Annotated in this window: 15 protein-coding genes; 5 read left to right on the top strand and 10 right to left on the bottom strand. The window is 73.3% G+C overall.

What is annotated here, in order from left to right:
* Positions 1-22: 22 nt before the first annotated feature.
* The 3 genes from AB0F03_RS13180 to AB0F03_RS13170 all read right to left on the bottom strand — a co-directional run bounded on the left by AB0F03_RS13180 (position 23) and on the right by AB0F03_RS13170 (position 1,640).
* A complete protein-coding gene (locus AB0F03_RS13180; RefSeq protein WP_361989925.1) occupies positions 23-766 on the bottom strand; it encodes a 4'-phosphopantetheinyl transferase superfamily protein in 744 nt (247 codons plus the stop codon).
* 135 nt (positions 767-901) lie between these two features.
* Positions 902-1,096 (bottom strand): DUF3073 domain-containing protein, encoded by a 195-nt coding sequence (locus AB0F03_RS13175; protein WP_356818894.1) that lies wholly within the window; start codon positions 1,094-1,096, stop codon positions 902-904.
* A gap of 163 nt (positions 1,097-1,259) precedes the next feature.
* The gene (locus AB0F03_RS13170) at positions 1,260-1,640 is read right to left on the bottom strand and encodes an S-adenosylmethionine decarboxylase (protein WP_121791121.1); all 381 of its coding nucleotides are present in this window, start codon (positions 1,638-1,640) and stop codon (positions 1,260-1,262) included.
* Positions 1,641-2,299: 659 nt separating this feature from the next.
* On the opposite strand from AB0F03_RS13170, the gene AB0F03_RS13165 reads away from it, so the two are divergent.
* The 4 genes from AB0F03_RS13165 (at position 2,300) to AB0F03_RS13150 (ending at position 6,584) form a co-directional block, all read left to right on the top strand.
* Positions 2,300-4,153: a GNAT family N-acetyltransferase gene (locus AB0F03_RS13165; protein ID WP_361989922.1), complete on the top strand. Its 1,854-nt coding sequence runs from the start codon at positions 2,300-2,302 to the stop codon at positions 4,151-4,153.
* Positions 4,140-5,204, top strand: coding sequence for an HAD-IIIC family phosphatase (locus AB0F03_RS13160; RefSeq protein WP_361989919.1), 1,065 nt, complete (start codon positions 4,140-4,142; stop codon positions 5,202-5,204). Before AB0F03_RS13165 ends, AB0F03_RS13160 begins: the two co-directional genes overlap by 14 nt.
* Positions 5,201-5,503 carry a phosphopantetheine-binding protein gene (locus tag AB0F03_RS13155; RefSeq protein WP_361989916.1) on the top strand — a complete coding sequence of 101 codons (303 nt, stop codon included), beginning with the start codon at positions 5,201-5,203 and terminating at the stop codon, positions 5,501-5,503. The genes AB0F03_RS13160 and AB0F03_RS13155 overlap by 4 nt, the downstream gene beginning before the upstream one ends.
* 475 nt (positions 5,504-5,978) lie before the next feature.
* Positions 5,979-6,584 (top strand): hypothetical protein, encoded by a 606-nt coding sequence (locus AB0F03_RS13150; protein ID WP_361989913.1) that lies wholly within the window; start codon positions 5,979-5,981, stop codon positions 6,582-6,584.
* A gap of 24 nt (positions 6,585-6,608) precedes the next feature.
* Here the strand turns inward: AB0F03_RS13150 and AB0F03_RS13145 are convergent, their stop codons facing one another.
* The 6 genes from AB0F03_RS13145 to AB0F03_RS13120 all read right to left on the bottom strand — a co-directional run bounded on the left by AB0F03_RS13145 (position 6,609) and on the right by AB0F03_RS13120 (position 15,458).
* A complete protein-coding gene (locus AB0F03_RS13145) occupies positions 6,609-7,256 on the bottom strand; it encodes a hypothetical protein (RefSeq protein WP_361989911.1) in 648 nt (215 codons plus the stop codon).
* Complete coding sequence (locus AB0F03_RS13140; protein WP_361989908.1) at positions 7,253-7,570, bottom strand: hypothetical protein; 318 nt, start codon at positions 7,568-7,570, stop codon at positions 7,253-7,255. The genes AB0F03_RS13145 and AB0F03_RS13140 overlap by 4 nt, the downstream gene beginning before the upstream one ends.
* A gap of 1 nt (position 7,571) precedes the next feature.
* On the bottom strand, positions 7,572-12,761 hold the full coding sequence (locus AB0F03_RS13135; protein ID WP_361989905.1) for a caspase family protein: 5,190 nt from the start codon (positions 12,759-12,761) through the stop codon (positions 7,572-7,574).
* 180 nt (positions 12,762-12,941) lie between these two features.
* On the bottom strand, positions 12,942-13,889 hold the full coding sequence (locus AB0F03_RS13130) for an MIP/aquaporin family protein (protein ID WP_361989902.1): 948 nt from the start codon (positions 13,887-13,889) through the stop codon (positions 12,942-12,944).
* Between the two features lie 90 nt (positions 13,890-13,979).
* Positions 13,980-14,744 carry a DUF4328 domain-containing protein gene (locus tag AB0F03_RS13125; RefSeq protein WP_361989899.1) on the bottom strand — a complete coding sequence of 255 codons (765 nt, stop codon included), beginning with the start codon at positions 14,742-14,744 and terminating at the stop codon, positions 13,980-13,982.
* 30 nt (positions 14,745-14,774) lie between these two features.
* Positions 14,775-15,458 carry a DUF6445 family protein gene (locus AB0F03_RS13120; protein WP_361989896.1) on the bottom strand — a complete coding sequence of 228 codons (684 nt, stop codon included), beginning with the start codon at positions 15,456-15,458 and terminating at the stop codon, positions 14,775-14,777.
* Positions 15,459-15,723: 265 nt separating this feature from the next.
* On the opposite strand from AB0F03_RS13120, the gene AB0F03_RS13115 reads away from it, so the two are divergent.
* A complete protein-coding gene (locus tag AB0F03_RS13115) occupies positions 15,724-16,470 on the top strand; it encodes a DUF4142 domain-containing protein (RefSeq protein ID WP_361990015.1) in 747 nt (248 codons plus the stop codon).
* Here AB0F03_RS13115 and AB0F03_RS13110 read toward each other — a convergent pair.
* Positions 16,467-18,113: a glycoside hydrolase family 13 protein gene (locus tag AB0F03_RS13110; protein ID WP_361989893.1), complete on the bottom strand. Its 1,647-nt coding sequence runs from the start codon at positions 18,111-18,113 to the stop codon at positions 16,467-16,469. The two genes, AB0F03_RS13115 and AB0F03_RS13110, sit on opposite strands and share 4 nt — an antisense overlap.
* Between the last annotated feature and the right edge of the window lie 11 nt (positions 18,114-18,124).

Here is an 18,124-nt window from a genome sequence, read left to right as displayed (position 1 = left end):
GCGGGCGGCGGGCGGGGGCCTGCTAGTCCACCGCCGACAGCAGCGCGTGCGCGTCCTCCTCGGTGATCGCGGGCTGCGCACCGCCGGTCACGCACACGGCCGCGGGATGCCCCTCCGCCACGACGAGGTCCGCCAGCCGCAGCTCCGCGACGCGTCCGGGCCGGTCCTGCCACCGCTCGATGCGGGCCGGCTCCCCGGGCGGCGACACCTCCAGGCGGCGCGGCGGCAGCCGCAGTCCGATGCCCAGGGCCTTGAGCACCGCTTCCTTGCGGGTCCAGTACCGCAGCAGGGCGCCGGCCCGGTCGGCGGGCACCAGTCCGCGCAGTACGGCGAGTTCGGCCGCGGACAGGATGTGCGGCGCCACCAGGTCCACGTCGGGCGGGTCGTCGGCCCGCTCCACGTCCAGCCCGATGTCCGCGCCCCGGCACACGGCCAGGCCGACGGTGGGGCCGCTGTGGCTGACCGAGAAGCGCAGGCCGCCCGGCGGGTCCGCCGCCGGGTCCAGGGCGGGCTTGCCGTGCGGGCCGCCGCAGCGCGGGCACACCCGGCGCAGCGGCACCCGGGCGGCCGGCAGGCCGAGGATCCGGCCGAGGACCAGCCGGCTCAGCGCACAGCCGACCAGGAACCGCTGTCGGTCGGCCGGGTCGGTGGTCGCCTCGTAACGGGCGGTCTCCACGGGGTCGAGCAGCCGGCGCAGCCGCGGTGGGTCGCCGGGCAGCCGGGCCCACCACAGCCGGACGGGCCGCGGGGCCCCGGCGCCGGTCATATGCCGGCCTTCGCCGGGTCCGGGGCCTGCCCGGTGGCCGTCACCCGCCGTACGGGACGCTTCCCGCCGGGCGTGCCGCGATACGTCTGACGGAGTGTCAGCGCCAGGGCCGGGCGGGAAGGAGACGCGGGGAGGTCACTGCGGGTCGAGCGGGCGTTCCCGTTCGTCGGTGTCGTCCTCGTCGACCAGGATGTCCGCCGCAGCAGGGCGTGGCTCGTCGTCGGTGGACGCCAGTTCCTGCTGAAGTGCCCTGAGATCGGTGCTGGGAGCACGGTATTTGAGCTCGCGAGCGATTTTGGCCTGCTTCGCACGTGCGCGACCGCGTCCCATGATCCATCTCCTCACAGATGCCCGGGCGCAGGGGCCCGTACGTCATCCCCGCGACCGATACTCCCTAGACACCACACCATGCTAGCTCAGTCGGCCTGTTCTCAGCAGACAGGCCGGAGCCCCGGGCCGGTGGTCCGGGCCCGGTACGAACAACGACTGGTACTCAGTGCACGGCCCGGAGCATCCGGGTCACGTTGATCCTGGTCGGGGAGAGCCCGAGTTCGACGCTCTGCATCATGCGCTCGCCGTTCAGCCGGCCGTACGCGAGCAGGTCGACGTTGGCCAGGCTGAATTCCGGCCACGTGTGAATGCTCAGGTGCGAGGCGGAAAGCAGCAGGATCGCGGTCACGGCGCCGTTGGGAAAGACATGCGACGCCTCCCCGAGAACCTTGGCGTTGCCCTTGTCGGCGGCGTCGCGCAGCACCTTCAGAAGGCGCTGCTCGTCGGTCAGAATGCTGTGATCGCTCACCCATACGTCGACCGCGTAGGAGCACAGGTCGTCGACGTCTATACCTTCGGTGGCGAGTTCCGCGGGATTACTCATGGCGCTCCGGGAAGCGCGCGCCTGAGCCGCTTCCCGCATCTCCTCTCCAAGGGATTCACCACGCGGATTTCACCCACGCGGATTCACGATGACCACGGTGACCGGATCGGGGACTTGACATCCCGACTCCCGACACTTAGCCACACCAGGCTAGCACCCAGGGTAACCTACCGCAGTGCGCTGCGGTGGCCTGCGGGTCCGCCCACCGCGACCTCCGCCGAAGTCTTGTCGGGCGACCGGCGGAGGGGCGCATTTTTTCCTGGTGCACCAACGGGGGGCGCCCGGATTCCACGCCACGGGAGCGCATTGCCGCCACGTCGGCGGCCCGGCGGCGGACGCGCCGGCCCGGCAGTGGGAGACCGAACGCGATCCTTTATCGCTCCGAATATGAAAAGGCATCCCGGCCATGGCCCGCCCCGTTGTAATTCTCGGTGATACAGCCGCTCAAAAAAGCTCGAACAGCCGTCTCCCGGAATTGCCGGAACACCCTTAGCTGCCTGGCGTCGCGCTTTGCCCGGCCCGTATACTGGCACGACCATTCTCAGCCCACGTGGAGCACGATTGTGACGAAGGCCCGCCCACGACGCCGCAGTGTCAGCGCCGACCGAGTGCTCAATGATGTCGCGGCCGCCGTCAGGCTCCAGGAGGGGCCTCCGGGCGTGCGGTCGATCCTGCGGGCCATCCGCCGGCTCGCTCCGGCCTCGACCAAGGACATCAGCCGGGCTGTCGGTCTGCCGGTGCCGATCGTGGCGGCCGTGGGGAACGAACTGCGCACCCGCGGGCTGATCACCCACGAGCGGCCGTCGCAGCTCACCCCCGCCGGCCGGGCCGTCGTCACCGAACTGGGCATGGATCTCACCCTGGACGCCACCTGCCGCACCTGTGACGGGCGGGAACTGGTGATCCCGGAGGTGCTGGAGGAGGCCGTCGCCCGGCTCAGCGCCGTCATGGGGGACGGGCCGGCCGCCGACATGACGCTCGACCAGTCCAAGTGCACCCCCGAGACCAAGGTGCGGCGGGTCCTGGCGCTGCTGTCGGCGGGCACACTGCCCGGCGGTTCACTGCTCCTGATCGGCGACGACGACCTGATCTCGCTGGCGGTCGCCGTCGTGGGGGACGTGCTCGGGGCACCACTCGTGGACCAGGTCACGGTGGTCGACATCTCGCCCGACATCCTCGGTTACATCGAGCGGGTATCGGCGGATCTCGGTACCCGCGTAGAGACCGTGCAGCACGATCTGCGCAATCCGCTGCCGGAAGGACTGCACCGCCAGTTCGATGTCGCGATGACCGATCCGCCGTACACCCCCGAGGGTGCCCGGCTGTTTCTTTCGCGTGCGGTGGAGGGACTTCGCCAGGGGCCGGCGCACAGCATTTTCCTGTCGTTCGGCGGGAAGAGCCCGGACGAAATGCTCCAGGTGCAGCGCGAAATCATGGAGCTCGGTCTCGTCACCAACGGATACATCCGCAACTTCAACGAGTACGAGGGCAGCGGAATTCTCGGCGGGGTCGGATTCTTCCAGCATCTGCTGACCACGAGCGCGACCTCGCCCTCCCAGGAGGGCGACTACCAGGGCCCCCTCTACACGGGTGACAAGCGCTCGCGGCAGCGGATGTACGAGTGCGTGGCCTGCGGTGAGATGGTCCGGGTCGGCGCGGGAGCGAAGTGGGCGTCGGTCGGCGTGCTGCGCGCGGAGGGCTGCCCGAACTGCGGAAAGGGCCCGTTCCGCCCCGGCCCGCTGGTGCCCGTCGGGGCGGAGGACCAGGCCCCGCAGCCGGCTGCGCCGGGCCAGGACACCGACGGCGGCCCGCAGCCCCAGGGCGCGCCGGAGGCCGCGGAGCGGTCCGCCGCCCCGGATCCCGCCGAGGAGGCCGTCGTTCCGGACCTCGCCGAGGAGGCCGCCGTACTCGACCTCGCCGAGGTGCCGGCTCCGTACATCCCCGCCGGCCGGACCTGGCAGCCCCTCACCGCCGGTGAGCGTCTCCTGCTGGAGGAACGGGCGGCGCCCTACGTCACCCGGCAGGCCGCCGAAGCCGACCTGCCGGTGATCGGGGCCTTCGAGGTCGACATCGCGCGTGTCTCCTTCGGCGGTGACGCCGTGGACGATCCCCTGCGGCACCGCACACGTCTGGCGCGCGCGATGGAGAAGTCCAGAGAAGGGATGATCGTCGCCCACCGGCCCGGCGGTCCGGCGATCGGCTGGCTGTGGGTCAGCGTCAACCAGAACACGATGACCGGCGACCGCTACGCGAACTTCCGTTCGCTGGCCGTGGCCCCGGTGGAGCGCCGGGCCGAGGTCGCCGAGCTGCTGATCTCCTCGGGGCTGGAGTTCGCCGTGCGGCAGGGGCTCACCGAGGTCGTCGGCCGGGTGCACGTCGCCAACGTCCCGATGCGCACCCTGTACCGGAAGTTCGGTTTCACCCCGACCAACCTGGTGATGAAGCTGCGCCTGCCGGCGGGGGACGACAGCCGGCCGGCCGTACGGCGGGATCCGAGCCATGCCGAGCGCTGACGGCGTCAAGTGCGTGGTGTGGGACCTGGACGGCACCCTGTGGGACGGCGTGGCCCTGGAACGCGCCGACAGCGGGCTGCCCGAGGTCCGGCCGGACATGCTGGCGGCGGTCGACACGCTCGCCGGGCACGGCGTGCTCAGCAGCATCGCCAGCCGCAGCGCCCCCGAGGTGCTGGAGCGCGTCACCCGGGACCCCCGGCTCGCCTCCCGTTTCCTGGCCCCGCAGATCTCCTGGCAGGACAAGAGCCACGCGCTGCGGGCCATCGCCGCGGAGCTGGGCGTGGCGGTCGGGTCGCTGCTCCTGGTCGACGACTCCCCGTACGAGCGGGCCGAGGTGGAGGCCCTGCTGCCCGGGGCGCGTACGGCGGCCCCGCAGGACGTGCCCGTGCTGCTGGACGCCCTCGCCGGGCGGCCGGTCACCCCGGAGGCCCGCGCGCGGGCCGGCCTCTACCGCACCGAGGAGGCCCGCCGCCGGGCGGCCGAGCGCTTCGAGGGGGGCAGGGAGGAGTTCCTGCGGTGGTGCGGGATGCGGATGGAGGCCGGTGCGGCGGGCGGTGCGGAACTGCCACGGGCACTGGAACTCGCCGAGCGCACCCACCGGCTGAACTCCTCGGGCCTGGACCGCGAGCGGGTCCGGGCCCTGGTCGAGCGGGGCGGCCACCGGCTGTTCACGGCCCGTATGACCGACCGGTTCGGGGACTACGGCATCATCGGCATGGCGCTGGTGCGGCCCGGTCCCGCCGAGTGGTCCGTGCCCCTGCTCGCGCTGTCCTGCCGGATCGCCGGCCGGGGTGCCTCCGTGGCCTTCCTGCGCCGGCTGATGGAACAGGCCCGGTCGGCCGGCGCGGACACGTTCGCGCTGGATCTCCGGCCGACCGAGGCCAACACCGAGCTGCGGCTGCTGTTCCGCCAGGCCGGCCTGCGGGCCGGCCCCGACGGCGGCGGTCCGGCGCCGTCGACGGTGACGCTGTCCCGGACCCTTCATGGCGACCTGCCCCCCTGGCCCGCCTGGTTGCAGGTGCGTCCGCTGCCGATTGGAACGACCCCATGACCGAAGACACCCTGCGCGGACGACGGATCCGGGTGGAGCGCGAGATCCGCGGGATGCTGGCCGACGCCACGCGTACGGAACGGGCCCGCGTCGAGCGACTGCCCTCGGACACCAAGCTGTTCGGCCCCGAGATCTCGCTGTCGTCCCTCGGCGGCGTGACCCTGCTGGCCGCCATCACCGACCGCTACGGCGTCGACGTGGCGGCCCAGGACCTGGGCCTGGACTGCCTGGAGTCCATCTCCACCCTGGTCGACTTCGTGGTGTGGCACCTGGCCATATCTCCCGGGAGCGGCCTGTGACCCGTCCCGCCTCCGGCTGACGCGGACCGGAGCCCGGCTCGCTTCCCGGCCGGGCTCAGGGCGTAGGCGATGTCCTCGTCGCGGGTCGGGGTCGAGTCCCGCGGTGGCGAGGTAGGCGGGCGGCAGGCCGGACAGGTCGGTGGCCCGGGGCGGCCCGGGCGACGGCCGGCTCGGCGTACCGCCTGCGGTCGGCGGCCGGGGCGGTGGGGTCGAGCCGGACCAGGAACGGGACGAACGCTGCGAGTGCGAAGGTCCATGCCGGCCGTCCCGGCGCCCGGACGCCACCGGGAACGCCCGATCGCCGCACACCGCCGAGGGCGCGCACATGCCCTGCCCCGACGGGGTACCCGGCGGAGGAACGAACGCACGTCACGCCCGCTCGGCGCACCGGAGCGCGGCGTGACGGCGGAAGCCGCCGTGACCTGCCGGGATCGTCGGCGCCCAGCGACCGTGCCGTTCGGCCGGGAGGAAGCCGATGCTGCGTTTCGACGGCTGGATCGCCGGTCTGGGAACGGCGTCCGGCACCCGTGCGGTGCTGGGGCACTGGCCGCGGTCGCCGTTCGGGCCGTTCAGTGACGTCATGGTCGAGCGGGAGGACGGGCACCGGCTGCTGCTCGCGCCGTCCCGGCGGATCGCGGACTTCATCGCCACGACCTACCGCTTCGACGAGGTCCGGGTCACGCCCGTCTCCGTGCGGGTGGAGGCGGCGCGGTGGACGGTCGCGGCCGGGCCGCTGGCCCTGTGCTTCACCACGGGCCGGCGCGGCCCGGCGGGCCTGCTCCTGCGTGCCGTGCCCGCGCGGCTCGCCGCCCGGCCCGCCTGGACGTTGGTGACGTACCTCCCCGCCCGGCTGCTGGGCGTGCGCACCCGTGGCAGCGCGGGCGGCGGCCGGCGCGAGTGGTACGGCGCGCTCGACCTCCGTCCGGTCGTGTCGGCCACCGTGGTCCTCGCCGGCCGGGACCTCGGACCGCTCGCCCCGGTCGTACCGCCCGTGCGGTTCGGTTTCGGTTCGGCACCCCGCCGGCCCGGTCTCGTACGGGTGACCACGACCGTGGCGACGCGGGATCACGGTCACCGGTGAGGGGACCCGGCGCCGGCGGGCGGATCAGCACGTGTCGGTGGGGGCCACACTCACCGCGTCGCGCTGCCACGTCAGGTGACGGACCGTCGTGGCGTCCTTGCCGCTCGGGCCGCCCTGCCCGGTCCTGACCGTGACACCGCTGGCGTCGGCCGCCAGGAGTTCGCCGCACACCGTCTGCCCGCGGGTGTGCACCAGCACCGTCCGCGCCGGCTCGTCCGGTGCCGGTGCCACCCAGGTGGCCAGGATCCCGAGCGCGGTGGCCGACACCCCGAGCACGGTCGCCCAGCGCGTGATCCGGATCCGCTTCGCGATCCGGTCCCGCTCCCCGCGCTCCCAGTCCAGCAGCGCCACGGCATGGGCGTACGGCAGCCGGTCACCGGGCCGGCCGTGGGCGGCCGACACGGCGGCGAAGGCGGCGACGAGCAGCGCCACCAGCCCCGTCGCCACCAGCACGACGACCGCCGTCCGGTAACCGGCGGGCAGTTCGGCGACGTTCTCGCGGCCTTTGAGGACCAGGACGGCGGCGAGCAGCCCGGTGGCGAGGGTGAGGAAGTTCCGCCAGCCCTCCGCCTGCGCCCGCGCGATCGTCACCTGGTTCTCCACCATCGCGTCCAGCCGCCGCTGGGCGCGCCGCAGTTCCAGGGGCGCGTACCTCCTCCCGGGCGCCGTCACGCGCCGGTGCCCGCCGGGCGGACCGCCATCCAGGCGGCGCCGCAGCCCCCGGTCTCCTGCTCGTCCCCGGCGTGCGCCCGCAGGCACCGGCACTGCATGTACACCTCGTCCGGGACCGGCACCTCCACCTTGAGGCGCCGCCGGCCCAGAGTCACCGCGCCGGGCATCACCTCCGGGACGGGGTGCACGGTCGGGCCGGCGCAGGCCGGACAGCTGCCGGAGACGACGAGCCGCCCCCCGGAGGAGTCCCACACGAACCCGGCCTGCTGGTCCGGCCAGTACGTGGCCTCGTACGCCTTCTCGACGTGCGACACGTCAGCTCCTCTCGTACGGCGGCAGACGGAAGCCGAACAGCGGAGCGTAGTCCAGGAGCCGGGCGCGCACGTCACCGGCGGTCAGGTCCGTCTCCTCGGCGGCCAGCCGGATGTGGTCCCCGGGAACGTCACCGGACAGGACGGGTTCCCGGCCGGTGAGCCGGGCGGTGAGCAGGACGACGTCCCGCCAGTCGGGCACGCGGGTGCACGCGGGCTCGGGGAACGGGACGTCCAGCCCGATCATGACGAAGGACCGCAGCCTGCGGTACGTGTCCCGCAGCCCGCTGCCCAGCCGGCCGGCGGCCACCACCAGGGCGAGCGGCGTCAGTGTCCAGGACCGCTCCAGGGCGGGCTGGAGCAGCGCGTTCTCGGCGGCCTCGTCCCGCTCCCCGTGTGCGCGGGGCCGGACGGCGTCGGGGGGAACGGGCACGGTGGGGGCGCCCAGGGAGCGGTAGGCGTTGAGGAGGGCGGCGGCGGTGGCGAGGTCGGTATCCATACCGTGCGCGAATCCGACCAGGTCGTGCAGCCAGATGCCCTTCCGCCACGTCCCGCCTCCGGAAGACAGGACACCGACCACCGACTCGTCCGGTGTCAGTCCCGAGGCGTCGTGCGGGATCTCCGGCACGTCGAAGCCGTAGGGGGCCAGCTTGTCCCGCACTCTCTTCGCGGTGGTGCCGAGGTCGTCACCGGTCTCCGCCGCGAGAGCCATGAGCGAAGCGGGGCCGATCCGGGCGTCGCGCCCGGTGCGCGCCGGGCCGGCGGGGTGTCCCGAACTCCGCTGACCCAGCGACAACGAGCTGTGCCCCCACAGACTCCGGGGGCGCGCGGACCGGGGCTGGGACAGCCAGGTGCGGGCCGCCTCGACCGCCCCGCGCTCGACCAGGCCCGCTTCCGCGAGCGCCTCCACCGCGGCGATGTGCCGTGGCCGCGACGCGGGGTCGTCCAGATCGGCGATCCGCCCCAGCAGCTGCCAGGTGGTGACCGGCGGTGTCCCGGGTGCGTCACCGTCACCGCGGGCGGCAGCCCGCTCCGCCGGGAGCTGCCTGCACCAGTCGGGCGGCAGGAACGAGGCGAGCGGGCCCGGTGCCGCGACCTCGACGCCCAACGGGCCCGCCCAGCCGGCCAGCCAGTCCGCTGTGGCCCCGACGGTCTCCTTCCGCTTCGCCGCCAGCCGGACCAGGTGCCGCGGACCGATCGGACCCGGGGTGAGGAAGGGGGGTTCCGCGTCCAGATCCCGGCTGAGCGCGTCGAGCTGCGCTTCGTCCAGGGAGTGGGGCAGCCCGGGTCCGGTGAGCCGGTAACCGAGCGGTTCGAAGCGACGCACGACCGCCTCGATCTCGGCCGACGGGATACCCGTCCGGTGTGCCCGGTAGGCGATGTCCACCGGACGCACCGGCCCGGAGAACTGGAATGCGATGGCCAAGGGGTGCGCACCGGAGGCCTGGTCGTTCAGCAGGACGCGCCGTTCGCGGGCGTCCACGCGATGGGTTCCCAGGGGCCCGAGGTCCGGGGGTGCGGGTACCGACGGATCGACGGCCGACAACTGCCCGAGGAGCTGCGCGAGAGTCCCCAGGCTCACCTTCTCGGCGGCCGACACGCGCACCATCGCCTGCCGCACGGCATGGTCCCGGCCCTCCTCGCCCTCCCGGGGGGACCGGCCCCTCGCGCCCCTGAACTCCTCGTACAAGGTGGTGGCCAGACGACTCGGGACGATGTCGTCCAGGGCACGGATGTCCGCGACCTCCGGTACGGGCACGCCCGTGACGGCGTACCGGCGCAGTCTGCGGGTCACCTCCCGCAGCGAGCGGCCGGTGTCCCCGGCGGCGCGCAGCGGTTCCCTCCACGAGCTGCCCGGTGCGCTGCGGAACAGCAGCGCGTCGAGGGGCTCCGGTCGGGGGAAGCCCGCCGGCGTGGTGACCGGCTCGGGCGCCTGCTCCACGCCCAGCACGCCGGCGCGCCAGGCCCCGAAGAAGCGCACACCGAGGTCGGCCTCCGGGATGCTCGTGCGGTAGACGGCCTCGTCGACGGGCAGACACCCGACGCCGGCCAGCGTGAGGTCCCGCCGGAACAGGGTCCAGTGGTCGCGCCGCGGCTGCGCCGGGAGCGACACGGGCATGTCGGCCTCCATCAGCCGGCCGACGACCTGTTCCGCGATCCTCGGGTGGGTGTCGGCCAGGTTCCACAGCCACTCCAGCGGGAACGGCCGCCACGCCTTGCCCAGCAGTGCCGGGACGGCCGCCTCCAGGTCCTCCTCGACGCGGTGCTCGTCGTACCCGAGGAAGCGGTTGCGGTCGACGCTCAGCTCCAGCCGGTGCCGGCCGCGCAGGTTCACCACGTAGCCGTCCGGCGCGTCCTCCTCCGAGACGAGGAGTCCGTCGGCCAGCAGCATGCCCGCGCCCTGCACCCACCACACGCCCTCGGTGGCCTTGATGCGCGTGCCCGGCAGCGAGGAGTCGCCGTACAGCTCGCCCGGCCACCAGGTCACCGGGTCACGGCCGTGCTCCTGGGCGGTCACCTTCAGCGGGGTGGAGATGAGGAACTCGCGCAACGCCTGGACGAGGGAGGGGCGTCGGTCCTCCGTCGTGTCGGGCTCGTCGTGCAGGTACAGCCGGACCCTGGTGCCCCCGTTCTCCAGCCCCGTCCGCTCCCTGCTCAGGTGCATCAGGCCCGAGCCCGCGGTGACACTGGCCCGGTGGCCGTCCTCAATGGGCACGCTCCCGGACAGGCTGACCGGCCGGGTGACCACCTCGACCTCCTCGGCCAGCATGAAGTAGCTGAAGACGCCGATGCCGAACCGGCTGTTCAGCTCGGTGGTGATGCCGCGCCGGCGCCACCGGCGCATCTCGCGCATCCGGGACGAGGACTGTTCCGAGCGGCGGCCGGCCTGGGCGAAGAGGTCCCTCAGCTCCTCGGCCGTCATCCCGACGCCGTTGTCCTCGCACTCGATGTACGCCCGGCCCGTGGCCGGGTCGACGTCCTGGGTGAGGACGATGCGGCATCCGGCGAGCTGTTCCCGCTCGGTCTCGTCGCCGGTCCGCCGCGCGGGGTCCGAGTAGCGGCGCCGTGCCTGGCGCACCCGGCACGCGTCGAGGGCGTTCTGGTACAGCTCACGCACCGCCAGCATCCGGTCCCCGTACAGCTGGGTGCCCATGATGAGCGGCTTGACCTCGTCCTCGGCCAGCCGGAACCGGGGAGGCGGCTTGTCGAACCCGTGGTTCCTGGGCATCAGGCCCTCGGTCTTGATCACTTCGGGCAGGCCGGAGAGGAGGTCGCCGGCCCGCATGGCGACCTGGCTGCGCCGGGTCGCCCCCGACACCGTGACGATCCGGGTCGTGAGCCGTTCCAGCGCCGTGTACAGGGCCGCGTTGCCGCACTTGAACACCAGCAGCCAGCGGGTGGACGGGCCCTGGACGGGCGCGGCGGGGTGCCCCGGCCATCCGTCGGTGCTGGGCCGGAAGCCGTCGTTCGTGGTGATCTCGCCGATGATGCCGTCGGGCCGGACCTGCGTGGGCTCGCGCGGCCCCAGGTGGTCGATGAGTACGCCGTCGAGCATGCGCGGGTCGATGGCGAGGAGGCCGGCGAGGTGCAGCAGCGCCGCCAGGTCGTGCGGGCGCCAGCTCCACCGCTCCTCCCCGCACAGATACGTGCACAGAACGGTCTCCCAGTCGCTGCCGTCGGGTGCCACGGTGTCCGCCGGGGTGCCGGTGCCGAGCTGGGAGACGACCTGGAGCACGGCGTGCCGCAGCTTGTCCCGGGCCTCGGTGCCCAGTGTGAGGTCGGCGGCGCTCTCCGCCGCCCGCACCAGCAGGTCGACCGCGCGGCGCAGGCTCTCCAGCTCCGCGTCGTCGCGCTTCTCCCACAGCAGGTCCCAGTCGGCGAGGAAGCGGTGGCGCAGCCAGTACTCCACGCTGCGGGCGTCGTCCTTCCGCCCGCGCCGCAGCAGCGTCCGGCGGGTCGCCTCGATCTGCCGGTGGGCGCGCCGTACGTCGCCCATGTCGCGGTCGAGGTGCCACGCGAAGCCGCCCGCGGGCAGGTTCCGGGCGGTGGCGCCGGTAGTGTCGGTGTCGTCCGGGCCGTCCCGGTGGAGGTTGCGCAGCGCCAGCAGTCCGCAGGCCAGCGCGGCCTCGCGCAGGAACGGGGCGCCCAGGAGGACCACGGTCTCGATCAGGCTCAGCCGCGCGTCGGCGGCTTCCAGGAGCTGGCCGAGCCGCTTGATCAGCCGTTCCTGGACGAGGGGGTCGTCCCACGGGTCGGACCCGGCCCGCTTGGCGTCGCGGATCTCGCCGACCTTGGTCACGACCTCCGCGAGGTGCCGCTTCGCCCTGGCCTGCTGGGCGTCCGTGCCCCCGGTCCGCTCCCACAGGTCCGACTGGACGACCGCGTCCATCCAGGGACCGGAGGACGTCCTCGCCTCGCACAGCGGTACGTCGGCGTGGGAGCCGGCCGCCCCGTCGAAGCTCAGCCACCGGGTGTCGATGTCGGGCGGCCTGCGGGCGGTGTAGTTCGCCGCGATCTCAGGGGCGCGCCGCCGCACGCGCCGGATCACCTCGCCGAACGTACGGGCCGAGGACTCCGGTGCCAGCGACTCGCTCAGGGCCCTGGCCAGGACACTCCCGCTGTCGGGGTGCCCCAGGGCGTCCTCGCCGGGGGAGCAGGCGCTCAGCATGACGACGTTGTCCCGGTCGCGGCTGACCTTGACCCCCTCGAAGGTGGCCGGAGGGGTGCCGCCACTGCTCCGGCAGGCGTCGAAGCAGAGCATCACCGTGGCGGTCGAGGTCAGGGGCGCCAGCAGTTCGTCGGGCACCACCTCGATGAGCCCCTGCGGGCCCAGGGTCCGCTGCCCGTCGGGCCCCCAGCGTGCGCGCGTGTCGCTCGGCAGGAGGTAGTCGGTCCCGCCGAACCGGACGCCGTGGCCGGCGAAGTAGACGAGGCCGACGTCGCCGTCCTCCAAGGAGTTCAGGAAGCGGCCCAGCTCGTCCCGGACGGTGCCGCCGTCGGTCGTGTCCTCCTCGTCGAGGACTCTCACGTGTTCCGGCGGGTAGTTGCTGCGCAGCAGCGTGTTGCGCAGGGTCACCGCGTCCCTGGCGGTGAAGGGCAGGGCCGGGAAGTCGTCCTTCAGCTCCGGCACCTGTTCCAGCTGCGGGTAGGCGGGCACCGCGATCAGCAGAGCCCGCCGACGCCCGGTGCTCATCGTGCTCAACCCCCCCTGGGTCACCGCGAGTTCACACCCGCCCCGGCGTGGAGGGCGATTATCGCAGACGGGCGCCGCCGGCCGGGGCGGAACCGCCGGCCCCGCGGGCCCCCGGTCTCCGGGTGCGCGTGCGGACGGCCGCCGTGCCCGGGCCGGGGCGCGGCGGCCGTCCGTCGTCGGCTACTCCTCGTCGCTGGTGACGACCGGGGTCGAGCGTCCCGGCTCGGGCAGCTCGGCCATCTCCGCCCGTGCGACCAGGACGTCCCCGATGAACAGGTCGTAGATGAGGATGCCGATGGCCCCGCCGACCAGCGGCCCGACGATCGGGATCCACCAGTAGGCGCTGAAGGCGCCGGGCACGGTCCCCGGGAACGCCAGCCCGTCCCAGCCGGCCGCGTAGGTGAACAGGCGGGGGCCGAAGTCGCGGGCCGGGTTGATGGCGTACCCGGCGTTCGCGCCGTACGACATGCCGATGGCGGCGACGACGAAGCCCACGATCAGCGGTCCGAGGTTGGCCTTGACGGCCTGGTTGCGCAGATCGATGACGGCGGCGATCAGCATGAGCAGGAAGGCCGTGCCGACGATCTGGTCGGTCAGCGGCCCCCAGACGCCGCCGTGGAAGTACGGCGCCGGGAACGTCGCGAAGATCGAGAACGTGGCGAGGGTGTGCCCGCCCGTCTTGGGCCCCTTCGACGCGCTGTCGAAGGCGTTGATCGCGCTGTGGTAGACGAGGTAGACCAGGGCCGCGCCGGTGAGGGCGCCGATGACCTGGGCGCACCAGTACGGCACGACCTTGGCCCAGGCGAACCCGCGGCGCAGGGCCATCGCCAGGGTCACCGCGGGGTTGAGGTGGGCGCCGCTGACGCCGCCGGCGACGTAGACACCGAACATGACGGCCATCGCCCAGCCCCAGGTGACCAGCAGCCAGTCGCCGGCCGCCAGGAAGATCGTGGTGGGGGTGGCGGCCCGGCCCGAACCGGGCAGTGCGGCGACGGCCATCGCGACGACGCCGCAGCCGAAGGAGATGAGGACGAAGGTTCCGAGGAACTCCGCCAGACACTCGCCCAGCAGCCCGCCGCGGCTCCTGAGCCGTGACGGCTTGACGAGCGGAGGGATTTCCACAGCCATGGAGGCCCCCTTCGGAAGAGCGATGCGCCCAATATCACCATATTGGCCCACAAAGTCACTCCCCGCAGGGTGGCGGTCCCGGAGGCCGGATCAGTCCCTGGGACCATCCGGCACCCCGCCGCTCCGCCGCCCGGCTGCCCGCGGCCAGGTGGCGAGCGGTGCTCCGGCCGGCGTGGTGGACGCCCGCTGCACCGCCCGTATCCGCTCCGTCTGTACGGCCGTGACCGTCCGCACGGCGAGCGCCCCGGCGACGGCGGCGCCGACAACGGCCGCGTCACTCGCGAGCAGCGGCCACACCTCGGTGTAGGCGCGGGCGATGATCTCGTCCGTGGAGTCCTCGTAGAGGAGTCCCACGCCGCTGAGCATCCCGACCAGCCACAGCCCCCACCACACGTCGACGGAGACGGGCAGCCTCCGCCCCGGCGCCGTGCGCCGGAACGCGTCGGCGACGATCCCCCGGGGGAACCACAGGTTGACGAACGGCACGACCCATCCGAGGTAGAGCCAGATCCCCGCATACTTGGGCTCCTCCCCCGACAGCGCCCGCGCGTTGTCGCGCACCCGCGCCAGCCACGACAGGTAGAGCAGTGCGCAGAGGACCACCGCGCCGCCCCCGATGGAGGTGACGAGGTGGTAGGAGTTCTCCAGCGAGTTCAGTGGGCGGTGTTCCCCGCCGCCCTGGTCCGGCGGGCCCGACGCCGGTTCCCCGGCCAGCGCCAGCCGCACCTCCCACACGGCCCGCGCCACCCAGGCGGCCCCGGCGAGGAGCAGCCCCCCGGCTGCCGGCCGGCCCGTCTTCACCACGAACCGGCAGTCGGGAAGACGCTCGCCGGCCTGGTACACCCGTTCGGTCATCACCTCATCCTGTCACCCGCGGCAGGCGGCTCACGCCATCCAGAAGAACACCGCGGTCATCCGCTTCTCCTCCAGCGTGCGCCCGGTGTAACCGGTCGCGCTGTGCACGAGGTTGGCGTGGTAGAGGAGCAGGCGGTTGTACCGGTGCGGGACCCGGACGTCCTCCTCGAAGGCGTCCGGGGCGACGAACCGGGTGCCGAGTGCCTCGACGAGATTGGTGTGCGGGGCCTGGACGACGTTCCCGCCGAGCCGGCCGCCGGACAGGTGCTGGCGGTAGAAGCTGGTGCCGCAGTCCTCGGGCACGCCGGGGTTGAGGTAGAGGACGGCCGCGTACCGGCACAGGGCGCGGGAGTCGGTGTGCGGGCGGGGTTCGCTCTCTCCCTCGCCGACGACCTGGACGCAGTTGTGGTTGAGGGTGCCGCCGCCCGGCGCCCGCTGCACCCACAGGTCCTTCGCGCCGGTCGCCTTCTTCACCAGCCTTTCGATCCGGGCCAGTTCACCCGGTTCCAGGCCGGGCATGGCACGCAGCCCGGGCCAGCTCTCGGAGGTGTACGGATACCCTTCGGTCCAGTCGTCCTTCGCCAGACACCGCTCCCGTACGGCGTCGACGCCGGGCAGGACGTCGTCCAGCACCCAGTAGTCGCGGCCCCGGGTGGGCCGGCGGTAGGGCAGGACGGGCAGCGGGGCGGGCCGGGGCGGCGGTTGTGGGGGCATGCGGCGAATCTAGGGCCGCGTCCACCGGGCTTCCCCCGGGGAAGGGTCAACGTTTCGGCAACCGTTCGCCATGGTCACCAACACCTGGCAATCCCCGTACGGCGATACGGGCCTGCGGAGTTTTTACCCGCGCCGCAGAGACGAATCGCTCTCCCGTCCGTACTGCTGTACGTCCCCACCGCCCGCCGCTCCCGCCGCGGGCCGGATCCACGACCGGACAGGAGGCACGGTGCGCTTTTCGCGGAACGCGACGGGAACTCTCTTCGTGGGCGGTGCGATGGCCCTGACCCTCGCGGCACTCGCCTACCCGGGCATGCTCGGGCTGAGCACCGTCTCCAGCTCCCCCACCCGGGTCATCGCCAACACCCAGTGGGGCCCGCTCACCGAGTCCGACCGGGACTTCGTGGTCAAGGTGCGGGCGGCCGGGCTGTGGGAGTACCCGGTGGGGCAGATCGGGCTGCAGAAGGGCAGCTCCAAGGGGGTGATCACGGCCAGCCGGCACCTGATCGACGGGCACGCGGCACTGGACACCACCTGCCGCAAGATCGCGCCCATGCTGAACATCACCCTGCCCAACATCGCGAGCCCCCAGCAGGAGGGGTTCGTCAACACGCTGAAGTCGGACAGCGGCAAGCAGTTCGACACCGACTTCGCCAACATCCTGCGCATGACCCACGGCGCGATCTTCAACACCATCGCCAAGATCCGGTCCACCACCAAGAACTCGCTGGTGCGGGCCCTGGCCGACCAGGCCAACGACACCGTGCTCGACCACATGACGGTGATGGAGAAGACGGGCCTGGTCGACTTCGACCAGACCCTGTTCCAGCAGACGACCCCGCCGAAGCTCCCCGACACCGACCTGACCCCGCCGCCCCCGGCCGCGGGCCAGCCGGAGGTGGTGCTCACCCCGCCGCCGACCGCCACCTCCACGCCGGTGGACATCGACGGCATCGCCGGCGGCGGCAACGGCCCGGCACCCGGCGCGACCCCTAGCCCGACGGTGCGTTAGGCCAGCCACACGGTGGTGTCCGGGGGCAGGCTGCCGCCGCCCGGGAGCGGGGTGCTGCTCAGCAGGACCTCGCCCGGCGGGAGCGGTACCGGCTCGGCGCCGAGGTTGGTGACGCAGCGCCAGGCCTCGCCGCGGGTGAAGTCCAGCACCCCGGCGGGCGCCTGGGGTGTCCAGGTCAGCGTCTCGCCCTCCAGCAGCTTGCGGCGCAGCCGCAGCGCGGTGCGGTACAGCTCCAGCGTGGAACCCTCGGTGCCGGCCTGCGCCTCGACGGCGTACGCCGCGAAGGACTCCGGCTGCGGCAGCCAGGCGGCGCCGGGCCCGAAGCCGTACGACGGACCGGTCGTCGTCCACGGCAGGGGCACCCGGCAGCCGTCGCGGCCCTTGCGGACGTGCCCGGTCTGCTCCCAGATCGGGTCCTGGAGCACCTCGGTGGGCAGGTCGGCGACCTCGGACAGACCGAGTTCCTCACCCTGGTAGAGGTACGCCGAGCCGGGCAGCGCCAGCATCAGCAGGGTCGCGGCCCGGGCCCGGACGAGACCCGCCGCCGTGTCGACGGCGGGCGCCGTGCCGCCGGACAGCAGCCAGGCGGCCGGGTCGGTGCCGGGCGGCAGCACGAGGCGGGAGGCGTGCCGGACGACGTCGTGGTTGGACAGCACCCAGGTGGCGGAGGCACCGACGGCCCGGGCCGTGGCCAGCGAGGCGGTGATGACGTCCCGCAGTTCCTCCGCGTCCCACGGCGCCCCCAGGTACTCGAAGTTGAACGCCTGGCCGAGTTCGTCGGGGCGGGCGTACAGGGCGCGGCGGGCGCCCGGCACCCAGGCCTCGGCGACGGCGGTGCGCGGCGGGCTGTAGGCGTCGAAGACCTTGCGCCAGTCGCGGTAGATCTCGTGGACCTCGTCGCGGTCCCAGTACGGGTGGCTGCCGGGCGGGACCACCAGCAGGGCCTCCTCGCCGGACGCGCCGACGTCGCCGACGTCCCGCAGCGGCTCGGTGAGGTCCTTGACCAGGCCGTGGGCGACGTCGACCCGGAACCCGTCGACCCCCCGGTCGGACCAGAACCGCAGGGTGGTGCGGAAGTCGGCGCGGACCTCCTCGTTGTCCCAGTTGAGGTCGGGCTGTTCGGGGGCGAAGAGATGCAGGTACCACTCGCCGTCGGGCACCCGCCGCCACGCGCTGCCGCCGAACAGCGACTGCCAGTCGGTGGGCGGGAGTTCGCCGTGCGCGCCGCGGCCCGCCCGGAAGACGTAGCGGTCGCGGGCGGCGGAGCCGGGGGCGGTGCGCAGCGCCTCCTGGAACCAGGGGTGCCGGTCGGAGGTGTGGTTGGGGACGAGGTCGACGACGACCTTCAGGCCGAGCCGGTGCGCCTCGGCGACCAGGGCGCCGAAGTCGTCCAGGGTGCCCAGGCGCGGGTCGACGTCCCGGTGGTCGGCGACGTCGTAGCCGCCGTCCGCGAGTTCGGAGGGGTAGAAGGGGCTCAGCCACAGAGCGTCCACACCGAGCGTCGCCAGGTGGTTCAGGCGCTCGGTGATGCCCCTCAGGTCGCCCAGGCCGTCGCCGTCGGCGTCCGCGAAGCTGCGCGGATAGACCTGGTAGATGACGGCCTGCCGCCACCAGTCGGGGTTCCTGGACGAGAGGTCTGCCATGCGGGCTCCCA

It is taken from the genome of Streptomyces sp. NPDC028722 (genome assembly GCF_040637655.1).
Taxonomy (GTDB): domain Bacteria; phylum Actinomycetota; class Actinomycetes; order Streptomycetales; family Streptomycetaceae; genus Streptomyces.
Note: the sequence above shows the minus strand (reverse complement) of the source record. Positions and strands in the feature narration are given on the sequence as shown.